Here is a 16,844-nt window from a genome sequence, read left to right on the forward strand (position 1 = left end):
CCTGGGGCCTCGCGGTATCAGAGACGCCCGCCGCAGCCGAGTTAATCGTTTTCTCTCTATGGGGTCACCTGCGGAGTAATAAGGCGATCACGGCTCATTTCGCTCTCCCTGCATAAACGCAGCGGCCAGCTCAACCAGCAGACGATCGCTGCCCCGTGGCCCTAAAAATGAAATCCCCAGCGGCAGTCCCCCCGTCCGGGCGACCGGCAGCGTGACTTGCGGACGGCGGGTCATCACGGAAATTAACAGCAAATCGTGAGAAAGACGGCGCACGGCCTCAATCTCTTCCGCCTGCGCCGTCAGCAGCGGCGCGCCGTCGGGAACGGTCGGCATCACCAGTACCGCCTCTCCCAGTTGCACGTCCCACCAGGCAGTGAAACGCTCGCGCTGCTGACAGGCGGCTTCAAACTGCGCGCGAGTGACCCCTTTGCCCCAAAAAAATCGCTCGCGTACATCCGGCCCCAACTGCAGATCGTAGTGCTCAATGGTTTCCCCCTGCGCCTGCCACGCTTCGTAACCCTGAATCTGGCGGAAGGCGAGATAGATATCATCGCCATCCGGCAGCGGCGCACTCAGCGGCGTTATTGCGCCGAAAACGCGCCCAAGCCGTTGACGGACCGGTAACAGAGCCTGCTGACTGCGCAGCGGCAGGCAGGAAAACAGCCCATCGTGGCTGGCCAGCGGCACCTTTGCGATATCCGGCCGCGCATCATTGAATAAACACGCGGCAACGGCAGAAAAGACCTCCGGTGAGCGCGCAAAGAAGCCGCAGGTATCCATGCTGGCGCACAGCGGCTGGCACCCCTCAAGGGAAAGGCGACCGTGGGTCGGGCGCAGGCCGAACAATCCGCAGTAGCTGGCGGGAGTGCGTACCGAGCCACCAGTATCGGTACCAAGAGCGAAATCACACACCTCGTTCGATACCGCCGACGCCGAACCGGACGACGAGCCGCCGGGAATATGATTCGGCGCAGCGCCGTTGCGCGGCGTGCCATAATGTACGTTGTGCCCGCTCATTGAGTACGCCAGCTCGCTGGTATGGGTTTTGCCAATAAAGCGCGCGCCGTTATCTAATAACGTTTGCACTACCGGCGCGGTGCGATTTTTTATCCCGGACAGCGCCAGCAGATGCGGATTGCCACCGCCGGTCGGGTAGCCCGCCACATCGAACAAATCTTTTACCGCAAAGGTCATGCCGCTCAGCGGGCCGTTTAACGCATGCACCACCGGGTGAGCCGGATACGGCATAAAGGCGCGTAGATCATCCTGCATAGTGGTTTTCTCCTGGCTTCAGGCATAAAGCGCCCGGTTTTCAACGGATGTACTCAGCTCCCGCCAGCGGTGGCAGCTCACCACATGACGCGCCTCGACCTGTTCCGTGGCTGGCTGATTTTGCGCGCAGGCGGGTTGTGCGTGCGGACAGCGTTCGGCAAACGCGCAGCCGGGCGGCAGACGAGATAAGTCAGGCGGTGCCCCCGGGATACAGTACAACGCATCGCCCTTTTTCAGCCCCTCTTTCGGACGACTGCCTAACAACACCTTGGTATAGGGATGCCGAGGACGGTATAAAATATCCTCAATCGACGCCTCTTCAACAATGCGTCCGGCGTACATCACCGCCACCCGGTCAGCGATCTCCGCCGCTGCCCCGATATCGTGAGTCACGAAGATAATCGACACATCGCGCTGCTTTTGCAGCTCGCGCAGCAGGATCAGGATCTGGATTTGTACCGTGGCATCGAGGGCGGTGGTTGGTTCATCCGCCAGCAGTAGTTGCGGATTGCAGGAGAGCGCCAGGGCAATCATCGCCCGCTGACGCATACCGCCGGACATCTCGTGCGGATAAGCATCCAGTCGCCGCTCGGGACTCGGAATACGCACCTGGCGCAACGCCTCCAGCGCCCGCTCCCGCGCCGCCTGACGCGACAGACCTTCGTGGCGACGCAGGCCTTCGACAATCTGCTGGCCTATGGTATAAACCGGATCGAAGGCCAGCAGAGGTTCCTGAAAAATCATCGCACAGCGCGCGCCGCGGTAGCGCCGCAGTTGCGAGGCGCTCATGGTCAGCACCTCTTCTTCTCCCACTCGCATCGTACCGGAAAGCACGCTGCTTTTTGGCGGATGCAGGCGCATCAAAGCGCGCAGCGTAACGCTTTTCCCGGACCCTGACTCACCGATCAACGCCATCACTTCACCTTTTTGCACATCAAAGGAAACGCCGTTAACCGCGTTGATCGTCTGACCATCGCGACGAAACGCAACCCGCAGATCACGAATATGGACATAAGCTTCATGCGACATGACCCACCTCCAGTACTGTAATGTTCTGATGCCAGGGTGATGCCGGCTGCGACATCAAACAGGCGCTTTGATGCTCTTCGCCGACGTTTTCCAGTACTGGTTTTATCTGGGAGCAGACAGCTCTGGCGTGCGGACAGCGGGTATGAAACCGGCAACCGGAAGGAGGGGAAATCGGGCTGGGCGGATCGCCGCTCAACGGCGAAGTCAGCGTGCGGTTATGTGGATCCATCGACGGCATCGAGCTTAGCAACGCGCGGGTATAAGGATGTGCCGATGCGGTAAACAGTCGCTCCGCAGGGCCAATCTCCACGACTTCACCGAGATACATCACCAGAATACGATCGGATAACCAACGCACCACGTGCAAATCGTGGCTGATAAACACATAGGTCAACTCCAGTGTGCGTTTCAATTCCTGTAGCAACTGCAGCACCTGCGCTTCAACCGATTTATCCAGCGCCGAGACGGCTTCATCCAGGATCACCAGTCGGGGCTTCATCGCCAGCGCGCGGGCGATATTGACGCGCTGCCGCTGACCGCCGGAGAGCGCATGCGGATAGCGGTGGGCAAATCGCTCCGGTTCCAGGCCAACATGCGCCAGCAGATAGCGGGAATATTCACTGGCTGCTCTGGCGCTGACGCCGTGTACCCGCTGACCGAACGCGATACTCTCTTCCATGGTCATGCGCGGGTTCAGCGAGGCGTAACTATCCTGGAAAACCATCTGTACCTGGCGGCGGTACTCTTTCATTGGCAGACGCGATGAACCGACTTCCAGACCATCAAAGATTAATTCACCGCTATCCTGTTTAAGTAACTGCATCAGCAGTCGTGCGGTGGTTGATTTACCGCAGCCCGACTCCCCCACAACGCCAAGTGTTTCGCCCTTGATCACCGAAAAACTGACGTCGTCCACCGCCTGTACCACTTCTCGCGCTTTACCGCTGACGGGAAAGTGTTTCAGTAGATTATTAACTTTCAGTAGCGGTTGAGCCGGTCCGCCAAGGTCGATATTGATAAAGGGTTGCATCGCTTACTCCTTAATCGCCATTGCCGCGCGCAGGCGGTCCGCGAGGATATTGAACGAAATGGAGGTAATAAAAATCATCAGGCCGGGCAGCGCCGCCACCCACGGCTGGGTATAAATCGCCGTGCGCAAGGTATTAAGCATTAGCCCCCACTCCGGCTCCGGCGGGCGAACGCCGAGCCCGAGGAATGAAAGCCCGGAGGCGAGGATCATGCACACCGAAATCAGCCCGGTGGAGAAGACGAAAATGGGCCCCAGCACATTGCCCAGCACCTGTACGCGAATGATAGTGAACGCACTGGCCCCAGTGGCCCGGGCGGCATCGATATAATCCATATGCCGCACCTGCGCGGTGACGCTTTCTGCAATACGCGCCACCTGTGGGACAAACACCAGCGTCAGCGAGAGCAGCGCATTACCGATCCCGGCACCTAACGCGCCGGAGAGCGCTATCGCCAGCAAAACCGAAGGGAAAGCGTAAAAGACGTCCACGGTACGCATAATAATAGTGTTGGTTTTTCCACCCGCATAGCCGGCGATAATGCCGATCGCCCCGCCAATAAAAAAAGCGAACACCACCGGAACAATCCCCATAAATAATGACAAGCGGGTGCCGAGAATGAGCCTTGATAGCATATCGCGCCCAAGCTCATCGGATCCCAGCGGGAAGCCGTCGGTGCCAATCGGCTTAAGGCGTAAAAACATCGACGTCTGATAGGGATCCTTGACGATCAGCCAGGGGCCAAATAGTGCAAGCGCCAGCAGAATACAAATGATCGCCCCAACGAAGACGCCACCAGGGTCACGCAGCAAACGACCGAACACACCGCGCCAGTAACCTTGTCTGGCGACCGCCGTCGAAGAGACGGGGATCTCTTTGCCCGTTGCGGTATCCACCATCGTCAGTTCCTCTTAATTCGCGGATCGAGGCTGGTTTGCAGAAGATCCACCAGCAGGTTAAGCAGCACAAAGAACAGCGCCAGCACCCAGATAGTGCCCTGCAATAGCGGCAGATCGCGCTGGAAAATAGCGGTATTCAACAACAGACCCGTACCGGGCCAGGAGAAGACCGTCTCCACCAGAATTGAGCCCCCCATCAGATAGCCAACCTGCAGGCCCATCACTGCCAGAGCGGTCGGAGCAGCGTTTTTCACCACATGCAGAAAGATCCGCGACTCATTGAGCCCCCTGGCTCGCAGTCCGACAATAAATTCCTGACTGAGAATGTCCGCCACCTGTGAGCGGACAGTGCGGGCGATAATTCCGGTAGGGATCACCGACAGCGTAATGGCCGGCAGCAGCATAAATTGCAAATGCTCCCGGTCCCACTGCCAGCCCACTTCGCCGATCGGCCCGCCGCCGGTCGCGGGTAGCAGCGCTAATTTGACGCTAAAAACGATGACCAACAACATTCCCAGCCAGTAGTGCGGCACGCTGACGCCAAATACCGACAGTACCGATGCCAGACGATCAATTGCGCTGTTACGAAAGTAACCGGCGACAAAACCAAACAAACTACCCAGCACAAAACCGATAACCGTCGCCAGCAGCGCCAGGCGCAGAGAGTAAACAACTGCTGTCATCACCTCGTCGATAACCGGGCGTCCGGTGGCGACCGACATACCCAAATCGCCGTGCAGCGCGCGCCACAGCCAGTGAACAAACTGCAGCGGCAACGGTTTATCAAAACCGTAGGCTTGCATTAACGTCTGACGCAGCGCCTCCGAGGCGTCCGGCGGCATCACCGACACCAACGGGTCGCCTGGTGCTATCTGCACCAACATAAAACAGATCACCGCGACCCCGAGCATGGTAGGGACGGCCAGCAGGATGCGATATAGCAGCGTATTGATCATCTCTTGCTCCCGTTACGATCACTCTTTTTTGCTCACCAGACTCAAATCGATAAACCAGCTTTGCGGCTGAACCACCCCGGTGACGGCGGGCGATATCGCCCGCGGCCCCACATCGTGGGCGACAAACAGGAACGGCACCTGATCGACCAATGCGGTATGCAACTCGGCGGCGGCTTTATCCATGGCCTCCGGGGTAAAGGCATGTTTCACCGCCGTCGCCAGCTTTTCGGTCTCCGGGGTAGAGAAATAGCCCCAGTTGGTGGCTACCGGCGGGAAGGCTTTGGCGGTAGAGAAACGGATCATGCCGAAATAAGGGTCATTCACTGCAGCGCTGACGTTGATCGCGTCGATGCCTTTCGACGAGGGATCTTTCGCCCCGAGACGCCAGTTGGTAAACAGCGTGTTCCACTCATTGACTTTGATATCGACATTAAAGAAGCAGCTTTTCAGGCTCTGCTGGATGTACTCGTTCATTGGCAGCGGCTGCATCTGCCCGGAGCCAGATGCTGAAGTCGCGACCGTAACATGCAGCGGTTTACTGGCGCTAAACCCGGCCTCGGTCATCAGCTTACGAGCGGTGTCCGGGTCATATTTGATCTGAAAAGTGGGTTTACCATGCCACGGGCTATTCGCCTCGTAGACGCCGGTCGCCTCAGTCATATAGCCACCGAGATAGCTTTTAAGTTCCGCGCGGTTAAGACACAGGTTGGCGGCTTTACGCACACGAATATCCCGCCACGGCGAACCTTTTTCGAAGGAAAACTGCCACGGCCAGAGGTGCGGCTGGCTATTTGCGTAGATTTTGAAGCCCTGGGCTTTAATTTGATCGACCGCGTCCGGGGCCGGGGCTTCAATCCAGTCCACCTGCTTCGAAAGCAGCGCCGCGGTGCGGGCGTTAGCCTCAGGAAGAGGAATCAGCACCACTTTATCCACACGCGGAATGCGATCTTTGTTCCAGTAATCAGGGTTTTTATCGAGGATCAACTGCTGGCGAGGCACCAGTTTTTCCATTTTGAACGGACCGCTGCCCACCGCATGGGCGGCGAACTCAGTCCATGCTTGCTTACTCCGGGCGGCGGTATCGCCAGTGCTGGCCGGTACCGCGTCATACCGTTTTTGCCACGCCGTCGGCGAGACGATAAACAGGTTGGTAATGTTATACGGCAGCAACGCATCCGGTTCGGAAGTGGTAAGCGCCACGGTGTGGTCATCAATCTTTTCCGCGCCGCTCAGGGTCGGCATCCGCGAGAGCGTATTGCCAATCTGGCCAGGAGCATACTGCGGCGCGCTTTTATTCAGCACCTTATCGACGTTCCAGACGATGGCATCGGCATTAACCTCAGTGCCATCATGAAACTTACCCCCCTGGCGCAGCGTGAAAATCCAGCGACTTTGATTTTGCGGATCAACGTGCCATTCGGTCGCCAGTCCCGGTACCAGGCCACTGGGCTTTTCACCTTGCGACAGATCCCACTCAACCAGCGCATCATACAGTGGAATACCGGTGAAACGGTTCCCCTCGAAGCCCTGGTCAGGCTGCCCGAGGGTCAGCGGGATGTCGGCGGCGGTCATGGCGATCCGTAACGTTGAGGCATAGGTCGACAAAGAGGCAAACAACGCCAATGCCCCGCTAACAGCAACGGCGAGATGGCATTTACGCGAAAGTAATTTTTTATTCAGCATCACATTGTCCCTGTTAAATATAAGTCACTATTTAACAGGCAAGATGCATACCAGTTCTGGATTTGTGGGAAATAGAGATAAAACGGCCGATAAAATAAGATAAACTTATTTTATTATCATGATTTAAATGGAAAAATAAATTAAACCTATCTTCTTGCACCACCAGCGGGAATGTTGTTGCACAATTGCACTAACCTATTTCCAACGGTAAAAAAATGATCGTCCGGCGTCATTTTATAAATCAACGTCACCCTGCATGCAACTTATCAGTAATCAATTCATACCTTCTATACTTCAGGGACTGTGCCAAAGAGGGAGTCGCTATGCCTTTACCCGATTTTCGCCGTTCCGAGCCTTTTACCCTCGGTATTGAACTGGAGCTGCAGGTCGTCACCCCGCCGGGCTACGATCTGAGCCAGAACGCCTCCGCGCTGATTAATGATGTGCAAAACACGCTGAAAGCGGGCGAAGCCAAGCATGACATTACCGAAAGCATGCTGGAGATAGCCACGGGGATATGCCGCGATATCCATCAGGCCACGGTACAACTGAGCGCGATTCAACAGGCGGTTCTGCGCGCCGCCGCCCGCCATCATCTGCAAATATGCGGCGGTGGAACGCATCCGTTTCAAACCTGGCAACGCCAGCAAATTAGCGACAACCCACGTTACCAGCAAACCGTCGAGCACTTTGGCTATCTGGCGCAACAGGCGACAATATTTGGCCAGCACGTGCATGTCGGTTGTCAAAACGGGGATGATGCGATTTATCTTCTGCATGGTCTGTCGCGCTTTGTCCCGCATTTTATCGCGTTAAGCGCGGCCTCTCCCTGGCTTGACGGTGCCGATAGCGGTTTTGCCTGCTCGCGGTTAAACCTTTTTGCCGCTTATCCTGATAACGGCCCGATGCCGTGGGTGAATAACTGGCAGGCTTTTCGCGGGCTGTTCCGCCGTCTGAGCTATAGCGGCATGATCGACAGCATGAAGGACCTGCACTGGGATATTCGCCCCAGCCCGCAGTTTGGTACCGTCGAAGTCCGGGTGATGGATACGCCGTTGACGATAAATCAGGCGGTGAATATTGCCGGGTTTATTCAGATTATTGCCTGCTGGCTGCTGACGGAACGTCCGTTTAAACATCAACCCGATGACTATTTACTCTATCCGTTCAATCGTTATCAGGCCTGCCGCTATGGCCTGGACGGTATCAATACCCATGTTCACAGCGGCGAGCAGCGAACATTTCGCGAAGAGATTTTACAACTGACGGAAAAACTGGCGCTCAGCGCCCGTCAACTGAATGCCAGCAATGCGCTGGAAGCGATTGCGCGCCAGGCGAAGCAGTCTCACAGTGAACCACAGCAAATGCGAGAGTTTGTCGCCAACGGCGGTTCATTAATCGGTCTGGTACAAAAGCAGTGTGAGATCTGGGCGACCTAGCGGCGATAAACGGTATACTGCAGGCTCTCGTGGTTTGCCTGGAATCCTGACGTCGTGCGCTTTTGCTCCCTCCTGCCGCTGTTGCTTTTATCTCTGCCCGCGTTTGCCAGCGGAAAATGCTCCCTCACCGATCCATCGTTGACGCTGCAAAGCTATACGGTAAATCCGCAGCGGGAGCGTATCGTTATGTACTGGAAAAAAAGGACGGCAAGGCCTCAATGCCGTTCACTTAAGCAAATTATCGGTGTTGTCTTTTGTTTTATTTGCCTGTGGCAAACGCATTATCGGTGGTTCTGGCGAAAATGACATTTTTCGTTTTCACCTGGTTTGGCTTAGTGGCCTGTTCCGTTCACTATAAATTCGCGGATATTCGTTATATCCACAGCGTGTGAACGGGCAGGGGGACGTTTCGCCTGTCCCCCTGCACCCCCGGCATTGCGCTGAAAACCTGCCGCTGCGCGGTCCGCTCCACTCCGGCTTCATCTGGCGGACCGGGCGGGACTCGACGCTACTCGTCCCATCCCTGGGACTCGCCCTTCCAGGGCCAGCGCAAGCGCTGTTCAAAATTGCTCCCGGCAATTTTGTCCCTGTCTCGACCCGCCCTCTGGCCGCCGTCCTGGCGGCCAGTCCTGGATGCGCGCCTGCGTTCTCGCCAGGTTTCCTTGATGCGCCCAACCCCCATGCGGTGAGTCCGTTATTCGTCAGTGGCTTTTCAGAGGCTGAAAATCATAAAAAAGTTATATCCTTTATATTTCAGCCCGTATCAGCTCAGTTAGTGAATCAACCGAATTAGGTTTTCGTTTAAACCACCGATTAACGGAACCGCTCAGCCAGCCATAAACACAACTGACAGCCCTTAACTGACCCGCATTACGGCAAGGCCTGGGGATCGCTACGCTCGCTGCTGGCGGACATCAACCAACGTGGGCGCGTGCAGATGGCGATGAACGGCGGCATTTACGCAAAAAACGACACGCCGCTGGGACTGTATATCGAAAAAGGACGACAGTTGGCTCCACTTAACCGCGCCTCCGGCAGCGGCAACTTTTTTATTCGTCCTGGCGGGGTATTTTACGTGGCAGGACAAAACGTGGAGATTGTCAGCCTCAATAAATTTAAACCGTCTCCAGCCATAGAGTACGCGGTACAATCCGGACCGATGCTGATTGAAAACGGTAAGATAAACTGGCGGCTGAAGCCATCCGCCAGCTCGCGCAAACTGCGTAACGGAGTGGGTATTACCAGCGATGGCAAAGTCGTGTTTATGCTCAGCACGCACGAAACCAACTTCTATGATTTCGCCTGCTACGCACAGTCAACGCTCAACATACGCCAGATGCTCTATCTCGATGGCACCCTTTTTCCAGGATGTATCAGAAAGGCGGCAGCGTGCCGTGGCAGTACCATCCGTTCGTTACCATGATCGCGGTGGAGAGCAGGTAGTCGGCATAACATCGTCTGCGGTTTTGTAGCCTAGCGCGAGCTGGGGAACAAAACCGCAGTGCACCTACATCCGGCGATGCCCCCACTCACGCAGACGCTGGAACAACACGTACAGCGACGGAATAAACAGAATCCCGATCGCCGTAGCGACCAGCATGCCGCTGAATACGGTGGTGCCAATAATCCGCCGACTCTGCGCCCCGGCGCCGGTCGCAAGCATCATCGGCGCAATCCCAATAATGAAGGAGACCGCCGTCATCATCACCGCACGAAAACGGTGAGTCGCGCCTTCACGAGCCGCATCGACTATCGACATCCCCTCTTCGCGCTTCGCCCGCGCAAACTCAACAATCAAAATCGCGTTTTTTGCCGCCAGCGCAATCAGCAATACCAGACCAATCTGCACATAGACATCGTTGGCATAACCGGCCCACCATAGCCACAGCAATGCTCCGCCAATGGCAAACAGCACCGACAGCATCACGCTCGCCGGGAGCGTCCAGCTTTCGTACTGGGCGACAAGGAACAACCACGCCATCACCACCGCCGCCAGCACGATCCACATCGCCTGATTGCCGGTCTGCTGCTCCTGCCACGAAATTCCGCTCCAGGCATAGTCATACCCCTGCGGTAAATGCGATTGTAAAATCTGCTCCATCACCGCCATCGCCGTGCGACTGCTAACGCCTTCGGCGGCTGAACCACTCACCGATACCGACGGGAACTGATTATATTGCTGAATAAATGGCGCGCCGATCGTCGGCGTAATGGTCACCAGGTTGCTCAAACGGACTCGCTCGCCGTTGTCGCTACGCACATACAGTTCGCTAATCTGCTCCGCCCGCTGACGCCACTGCATCTCATTTTGGATAACGACAGGGTAAACGCGGTTATTTATGCTGAAATCCCCGGCGCGGGTGCCGCCAAACGCGGTTTGCAAGTTACTGAAAATCCTTGAAGTCGGTACATTCAGCCGCGCCGCCTGATCGCGGTCAACGTTGAGCGTCAGTTGTGGCACATTGCTGCTCCAGGTCGTAAAGACCCGGCTCAATTGCGGGTGCTGATTGGCCATCCGCAGCACCTGATGCGTCACCTGCTCCAGCGCCGCCGAAGATTGCCCGGCCTGCGCCAGAATACGTAAATTAAACCCCGAAGCATTGCCCAGCCCCGGCAGCGTCGGCGGCGCAAAGGTCATAATCGTCGCTTCCGGCAGCCCCATCAACTGCCCTTGTAGTTTTTCCATCACCGCCTCCAGCGGCGGTCGCTGATGCCAGTCTTTCAGCATCACCGAAATAAAGCCGCCGTTCGAGGCGCTGGTGCCGTTAAGAATATTAAAACCGGACACCTGAATCACATCCGCCACCGCCGGATTCATCAACAGCAACTCCCGCGCCTGGGCCATCACCGCTTCGGTACGCGCCAGCGAGGCGGCTTCAGGCAGCTGCACGCTGGCGAAGAAATAGCCCTGATCTTCCTGCGGCAGAAACCCCTTCGGCATGCTGGTGAAGCTCAGCGCCACCAGCCCGGCGGCCATAACTGTTGCGGCCAGCGCCAGCCAGGGATGGCGATTCATTCCGCCAACCAGGCGGCCATAGCCGTCTCGCACGCGCTCCAGCCCGCGGTTAAAACCGCGCCAGATGGCGGCTGGCTGCGCCGGCCGCGGGCGCAACAGCAGCGCGCACAGTGCAGGCGTTAAGGTCAACGCCACAACGCTCGACAGGGTCACCGCCGTCGACAACGTGACGGCAAACTGGCGATACAGTTCGCCGACAATCCCGGACAGCATGGCTACCGGAACAAATACCGCCAGCAGCACGAGGGTCGTGGCAATCACCGGTCCGGCAATTTGCCGCAGGGCTTGCGCGGTGGCCTCCCCGCGCTCCAGCCCCTCCGCCATTTTGCTTTCAACATTTTCCACCACCACGATAGCGTCATCCACGACCATGGTCAGCGCAAGAATAATGGCGAACAGGCTCAGGGTATTGGCGCTATAGCCCAGCGAATAGAGTACGGCGAAAGTACCGATAAGCGAAACCGGGATCGCGAGAGCAACAATCAGCGTCGCCCGCCAGCTTTGCAGAAACAGCGACACCACCACCACCACCGCCAGTAGGGTTAGCATCAGCGAAACGCCGATCTCTTTGATCGTCGCCGTCACAAAGCGGGTGGTATCAAACTTCACTTCCCAGGTGAGATCGGCCGGAAATCGCGTGTGCAGCCGGGTCAACTCGGCGCGCACCGCGCTGGCGACCTGCAGCGCGTTGGCGGTCGGCGTCGGATAGATACCAAGATACGCGGAGTCTTTGCCATTAAGCTGCGCGCCGGAACGGTAGCTGCGCGCGCCCAGCTCAATGGTTGCCACGTCAGACAGACGCACCAGTTGCCCACGCTCGCCGCTTCGAATAATAATCCGTCCGAAACTGGCGGCATCGCTCAATCGACCAATACCGTTGATGGTCAGGGTCTGCTGCTGACCGTTAAATACCGGCGGCGTCCCCACCTGCCCCGCCGCGCCCTGCACGTTTTGTTCGTACAGCGCCCGGGAAATATCATCGGAGGTAATATTAAGCGCATTCATACGGTCGGGCCGCAGCCAGATGCGCATACTGTAGTCGCGGGCGCCAAACATCTGTACGTCACCAACGCCCGGCAGACGCGCCAGCGCCTCGCGCACCTGGGTACTGGCGTAGTTGCTGACGAACAACGGCGATAGCGTACCGAGCGGCGAGTAAAGACTCACGCCCATCAGCAGGTTCGTCGCCCGTTTGCGCACCTGCACGCCGTTCTGCTGCACTTCCGCAGGAAGCTGCGCCACCGCCTGCGAAACCCGGTTCTGTACATCAACCGCGGCTAAATCGGCATGGGTACCGGCGGCAAAGGTCAGGCTCAGGCTGTAGGCTCCCTCATCAGAACTGGTGGATTCCATATACAGCATATGGTCAACACCATTGAGTTGGGTCTCCAGCGGTGCGGCAATGGCCTCAGCCACATCCGCCGCGCTGGCCCCCGGCCAACTGGCGCTCACATTAATAACCGGCGGAGTAATCTGCGGATATTGTTCGACCGGGATCAGCTTCAGCGACACCGCGCCGATAAAAGTGATCAACAACGCAATCACCATGGCAAAGCGCGGACGACGGATAAAAAACGTCAGCATCCTTTCTTCCTCATTCATTCAGCCACTGCACAGCGGCGCCGTCACGCAGGCGTTGAGCGCCTTCCGTCACCACACGTTCGCCCGCATGAAGTCCTTCCGTCACTGCCAGTCGCGGCCCCTGCTGGCCGCCAGGAATAATACGCCGCATCGTTACGGTATTGTTTGCCGTCAGTATCCAGCAGTAAAAGCCCTGCGCGTCCTGCTGTACCGCAGAAACAGGGATCATCGGTTTTTCCTGACCCGCCAGCGGCCGGAAGAAAATCATCACGTTGCCGCCGGGCAGCAGACGGTGTTGCGGGTTAGCAAATTCGGCGCGCAGCGCCACGCTGGCGGTACGGCTATCAATACGGTTATCGACGGACGTCAGTACGCCATCTTCACGTTGCCCATCAATATCAACCTGCGCCAGCCACGCCTGTTTCAGCGCGCTAATATCGGGATATTGTCCCGCTTTAGCAAAAAATGCCGTCTCATCGAGTGAGAACGCAATGCGAATCGGGTCAAGCTGCACAACATCGACCAGCACGCCGCTGGCGGGATTGACCAGGCTACCGACATGAAACTGGCTATGGCCGACACGGCCGGTAACCGGGGACGTTATGCGGGTATAGCCGAGGGTAATCTTCCGGGCGGTAATCCGCGCCTGTGCCTGGTCCACGGCAGCCGCGGCGACATCGCGTTGCATTCGCACGGTATCAACATCGTTGCGGCTAATCGAATGGTTATTTTTTAATTGCTGATAACGGTTCAGTAGCTGTTGGGCCTGGCGTAATGACGCCTGCGCGCTTTTCAGTTCCGCCTGCGCCAGCGCCAGTTCGGCTTTTGGTTGCGCATCATCAAGCGTAAACAGTACATCGCCTTTTTTTACATACTGCCCGTCCTGAAAATGGCGCAGCACGATTGTCCCTTCGGTGCGGGCGCGAACAGCAACGGCATGAATGGCCTCAACGCGGCCGGAAATTTGCCGCTCATTGACATGCGGCGCGTGTTCAACGGTGGCGATACGGACCGGAATCGCCGGAGCGGCTGCGACCGTTAGCGCAAAACCCGCCAGGCCGCAGGCCAGTAAGGCGGAGCGGATCATCTTGTTCATGGGAAATTCCTTACGATGGCCCGGCCTCCCTCCCCTGGGAGAAGGGAGGCCGGGCGGAGCGGACGAACTAGGCGGCTTTGCGAAAACGACGGGTCAGGCGTTTCTCCACTTCCACCACCAGGAACATCGCCATACCGCTCGCCAGGGTGATAAACCAGTAGCGCAGCGGCAGCCCTTCGGTGCCAAACATCGCCTGCATTACCGGCACGTAGATGATGACCAGTTGCATCAGCAGCAGCACGCCGCTCACCAGCCAGATCCCTTTGTTACGCAGCAGCCCCATGTTCAGCGAGAAGCTGTCGCTGCTACGGCAGTTGATCATGTAGACCCACTGCGCGGTGACCAGCATCTGCAACAGCACGGTGCGGATAAACTCCGGGCTGTGGCCCCGCGGTGCCAGCCAGGCTTCAAGAATAAAGGCGGCGACGGCGATCATCGTGCCGACAAAAGCAACGCGCCAGATAGCGAAAGCATCCATCACATGCTGACCGGTTTTACGCGGCGGACGGTGCATCACATTACGCTCGGCGGCTTCAAATGCGAGGCCGAAGGAGAGCGTGGCGGAGGTCGCCATGTTCATCCACAAAATCAGTACCGGCGTCAGCGGAATAATGTTCCCCGCCAGCAGGGCGATGATAATCAGCAGCCCCTGCGCGAGGTTGGTCGGCATAATGAACAGAATGGTCTTCTTCAGGTTGTCGTAGACCCGACGCCCCTCTTTTACCGAACTGGCGATAGTGGCAAAGTTATCATCGGTGAGCACCATGTCGGCCGCTTCTTTGGTCACCTCAGTCCCTTTGATCCCCATGGCGATACCGACGTCGGCCTGACGCAGCGCCGGTGCATCGTTAACGCCGTCGCCAGTCATACCAACCACTTCACCGTTATCCTGCAGGGCTTTCACCAGGCGCAGCTTATGCTCCGGGCTGGTACGGGCAAAAATATCGTACTCAACGGCGGCTTTCGCCAGTTCGGCATCATCCATGTGCTCCAGCTGGTAGCCGGTCATCGCCTGGCGACTGTTGGCGATCCCCAACATCCCGCCAATGCTCATGGCCGTCTGCGGATGGTCGCCGGTAATCATCTTCACGCGAATCCCTGCATTCTGACAGGCGTGAATCGCGTCAATGGCTTCCGGACGCGGCGGATCCATCATCCCGGCGATGCCGAGGAACACCAGGCCTTCGCGCAGATCGTCATGGGTCAGCGTGGTGCTGCCGACGTTGGCTGGTTTGTATGCGGCGGCGACCATGCGCAGCCCCTGACGGGCAAAGCGCGCCATCTCCTCTTCCCAGTAGTGAGCGTCGAACGCCACCGGCCCCTGTTTGCTCATCTGCTGACGACACAGGGAGAAAATCACGTCCGGCGCGCCGGTAATCAGCACCCGCTCCTCATTGCCGATTTTCTGCCGGGTCGCCATATATTTATACTGCGAATCAAAGGGGATTTTCGCTACCAGTTGGGCGTCAACCGGTTCCAGTTGCGCTTTTGCCGCCAGCACTTTCAGTGCCCCTTCGGTTGGCCCGCCGGTAATGCCCCACAGACCGCGCTCATCCTGGATAATATGGCTGTCGTTACACAGGTCGATAGTGCGCAGGTACGTTTCCAGCACGCTGCCCGCTTTAATCTGCACCGGCGCATCGCTGCCCTCCAGATAGATACCGCCTTTCGGCTCGTAGCTGTCGCCTTCAACGCGATAGCAACAGTCGGCGGTGATAACCGCTTTAACGGTCATCTCGTTCATCGTCAGGGTGCCGGTTTTATCCGAACATACCACGGTCATTGCGCCCAGGGTTTCTACCGTCGGCAATTTGCGGATAATCGCCCGCTGCCGCGCCATCGCCTGGACGCCAAGAGAGAGAATAATTGAGATAATCGCCGGTAAGCCTTCCGGCACGGCGGCAACCGCCAGGCTAATCAGAGAGAGCAGCAGCTCGCCGAGAGGAATATCGCGCAGCGCAAGGCTGAAGACAAACAGCGCCGCCATCATCGCCAGGATGATGACGAAAATCGCCTTGCCGAGTTTATCCATTTGCACCAACAGCGGTGTGCGATGCTTCTCAATGCCCGCCATCATCTGGTTGATGTGGCCAAGTTCTGTCTCCTGGCCGGTGGCGGTCACCACGCCAACGCCGCTACCGGCGCTGATGGTGGTGCCGGAAAAGAGCATATTGGTGCGGTCGCCCAGCGGCAGTTCCCCGTCCAGCACGTCGGTGGTTTTATCCACTACCGTCGATTCTCCGGTCAAAATCGCTTCTTCAACCCGCAGATTATGGGTTTCAATCAGGCGCATATCGGCCGGCACGCGGTCGCCGGCGCGCAGAATCACGATATCGCCAGGAACCAGGTCGCGCGTCGGGAGGGTTTCATGCTTACCGTTACGCTGTACGCGCGCATCGCTGGAGAGCATATTGCGGATGCTCTCCAGCGATTTTTCAGCGTTGCTCTCCTGGATATGGCCGATCAGGGCGTTGATGACCGTGACGCCAAGAATAACCAGAGTATCAACCCAATGGCCCATCACCGCAGTGAGCGCCGCGGCAACCAGCAGAACATATATCAGAACATCGTTAAAATGGGCGAGAAAACGCCGCCAGGCGGGCTTGCCCTTTTTCTCCGGTAACGCATTCGGGCCGTAAGTCCGCAAACGCTCAGCCGCCTCGGCGGCGCTGAGCCCGCCGGGATGGCTCTGTTTCTGCGCCAGCACCACATCAATCGTCTGCTGATATACCTGCCGTGGCGCAGCATTTCCCGAGGGGGTGGTATTATTTGTATTGAGCATTTTGGTCAAAATATCTCTCCCTTAAAATTCCGTGAGTCGGAAAGCCTGGCGTCATTCCGGGCA

Annotated in this window: 10 protein-coding genes and 2 pseudogenes; 3 read left to right on the top strand and 9 right to left on the bottom strand. The window is 57.5% G+C overall.

The genetic code is table 11. The features are described from left to right. Positions 1–87: 87 nt before the first annotated feature. From FE839_RS03180 to FE839_RS03205, 6 genes are read right to left on the bottom strand one after another with little or no spacing between them, the layout of a single operon-like run. Positions 88–1,272 (bottom strand): amidase, encoded by a 1,185-nt coding sequence (locus FE839_RS03180; protein ID WP_138359074.1) that lies wholly within the window; start codon positions 1,270–1,272, stop codon positions 88–90. 18 nt (positions 1,273–1,290) lie between these two features. Next, the gene (locus tag FE839_RS03185; RefSeq protein ID WP_138359076.1) at positions 1,291–2,301 is read right to left on the bottom strand and encodes an ABC transporter ATP-binding protein; all 1,011 of its coding nucleotides are present in this window, start codon (positions 2,299–2,301) and stop codon (positions 1,291–1,293) included. After that, positions 2,291–3,331: an ABC transporter ATP-binding protein gene (locus tag FE839_RS03190; protein ID WP_138359078.1), complete on the bottom strand. Its 1,041-nt coding sequence runs from the start codon at positions 3,329–3,331 to the stop codon at positions 2,291–2,293. Before FE839_RS03190 ends, FE839_RS03185 begins: the two co-directional genes overlap by 11 nt. A gap of 3 nt (positions 3,332–3,334) precedes the next feature. Continuing rightward, a complete protein-coding gene (locus tag FE839_RS03195) occupies positions 3,335–4,228 on the bottom strand; it encodes an ABC transporter permease (RefSeq protein WP_138359080.1) in 894 nt (297 codons plus the stop codon). Positions 4,229–4,230: 2 nt separating this feature from the next. Next, positions 4,231–5,184: an ABC transporter permease gene (locus tag FE839_RS03200; RefSeq protein ID WP_138359082.1), complete on the bottom strand. Its 954-nt coding sequence runs from the start codon at positions 5,182–5,184 to the stop codon at positions 4,231–4,233. 18 nt (positions 5,185–5,202) lie between these two features. After that, positions 5,203–6,867, bottom strand: coding sequence for an ABC transporter substrate-binding protein (locus FE839_RS03205; RefSeq protein ID WP_138359084.1), 1,665 nt, complete (start codon positions 6,865–6,867; stop codon positions 5,203–5,205). 323 nt (positions 6,868–7,190) lie between these two features. Between FE839_RS03205 and FE839_RS03210 the strand changes: the two genes are divergently transcribed. The 3 genes and pseudogenes from FE839_RS03210 to FE839_RS03225 all read left to right on the top strand — a co-directional run. Further along, a complete protein-coding gene (locus tag FE839_RS03210; protein ID WP_138359086.1) occupies positions 7,191–8,306 on the top strand; it encodes a YbdK family carboxylate-amine ligase in 1,116 nt (371 codons plus the stop codon). Between the two features lie 54 nt (positions 8,307–8,360). Further along, positions 8,361–8,510: pseudogene (locus FE839_RS24815) on the top strand (phosphodiester glycosidase family protein); the annotation flags it as partial. 667 nt (positions 8,511–9,177) lie between these two features. After that, positions 9,178–9,749, top strand: a pseudogene (locus FE839_RS03225) (phosphodiester glycosidase family protein); the annotation flags it as partial. A gap of 64 nt (positions 9,750–9,813) precedes the next feature. Here FE839_RS03225 and FE839_RS03230 read toward each other — a convergent pair. The 3 genes from FE839_RS03230 to FE839_RS03240 all read right to left on the bottom strand — a co-directional run bounded on the left by FE839_RS03230 (position 9,814) and on the right by FE839_RS03240 (position 16,790). Continuing rightward, positions 9,814–12,906 carry an efflux RND transporter permease subunit gene (locus tag FE839_RS03230; protein WP_138359092.1) on the bottom strand — a complete coding sequence of 1,031 codons (3,093 nt, stop codon included), beginning with the start codon at positions 12,904–12,906 and terminating at the stop codon, positions 9,814–9,816. A 10-nt stretch (positions 12,907–12,916) separates the two neighbouring features. Then, the gene (locus tag FE839_RS03235; protein WP_138359094.1) at positions 12,917–13,999 is read right to left on the bottom strand and encodes an efflux RND transporter periplasmic adaptor subunit; all 1,083 of its coding nucleotides are present in this window, start codon (positions 13,997–13,999) and stop codon (positions 12,917–12,919) included. Positions 14,000–14,066: 67 nt separating this feature from the next. After that, entirely contained in the window at positions 14,067–16,790 is a 2,724-nt protein-coding gene (locus FE839_RS03240; protein ID WP_171034810.1) for a cation-transporting P-type ATPase, read from the bottom strand. Between the last annotated feature and the right edge of the window lie 54 nt (positions 16,791–16,844).

This window comes from Klebsiella indica, from assembly GCF_005860775.1.
Lineage (GTDB): Bacteria > Pseudomonadota > Gammaproteobacteria > Enterobacterales > Enterobacteriaceae > Klebsiella > Klebsiella indica.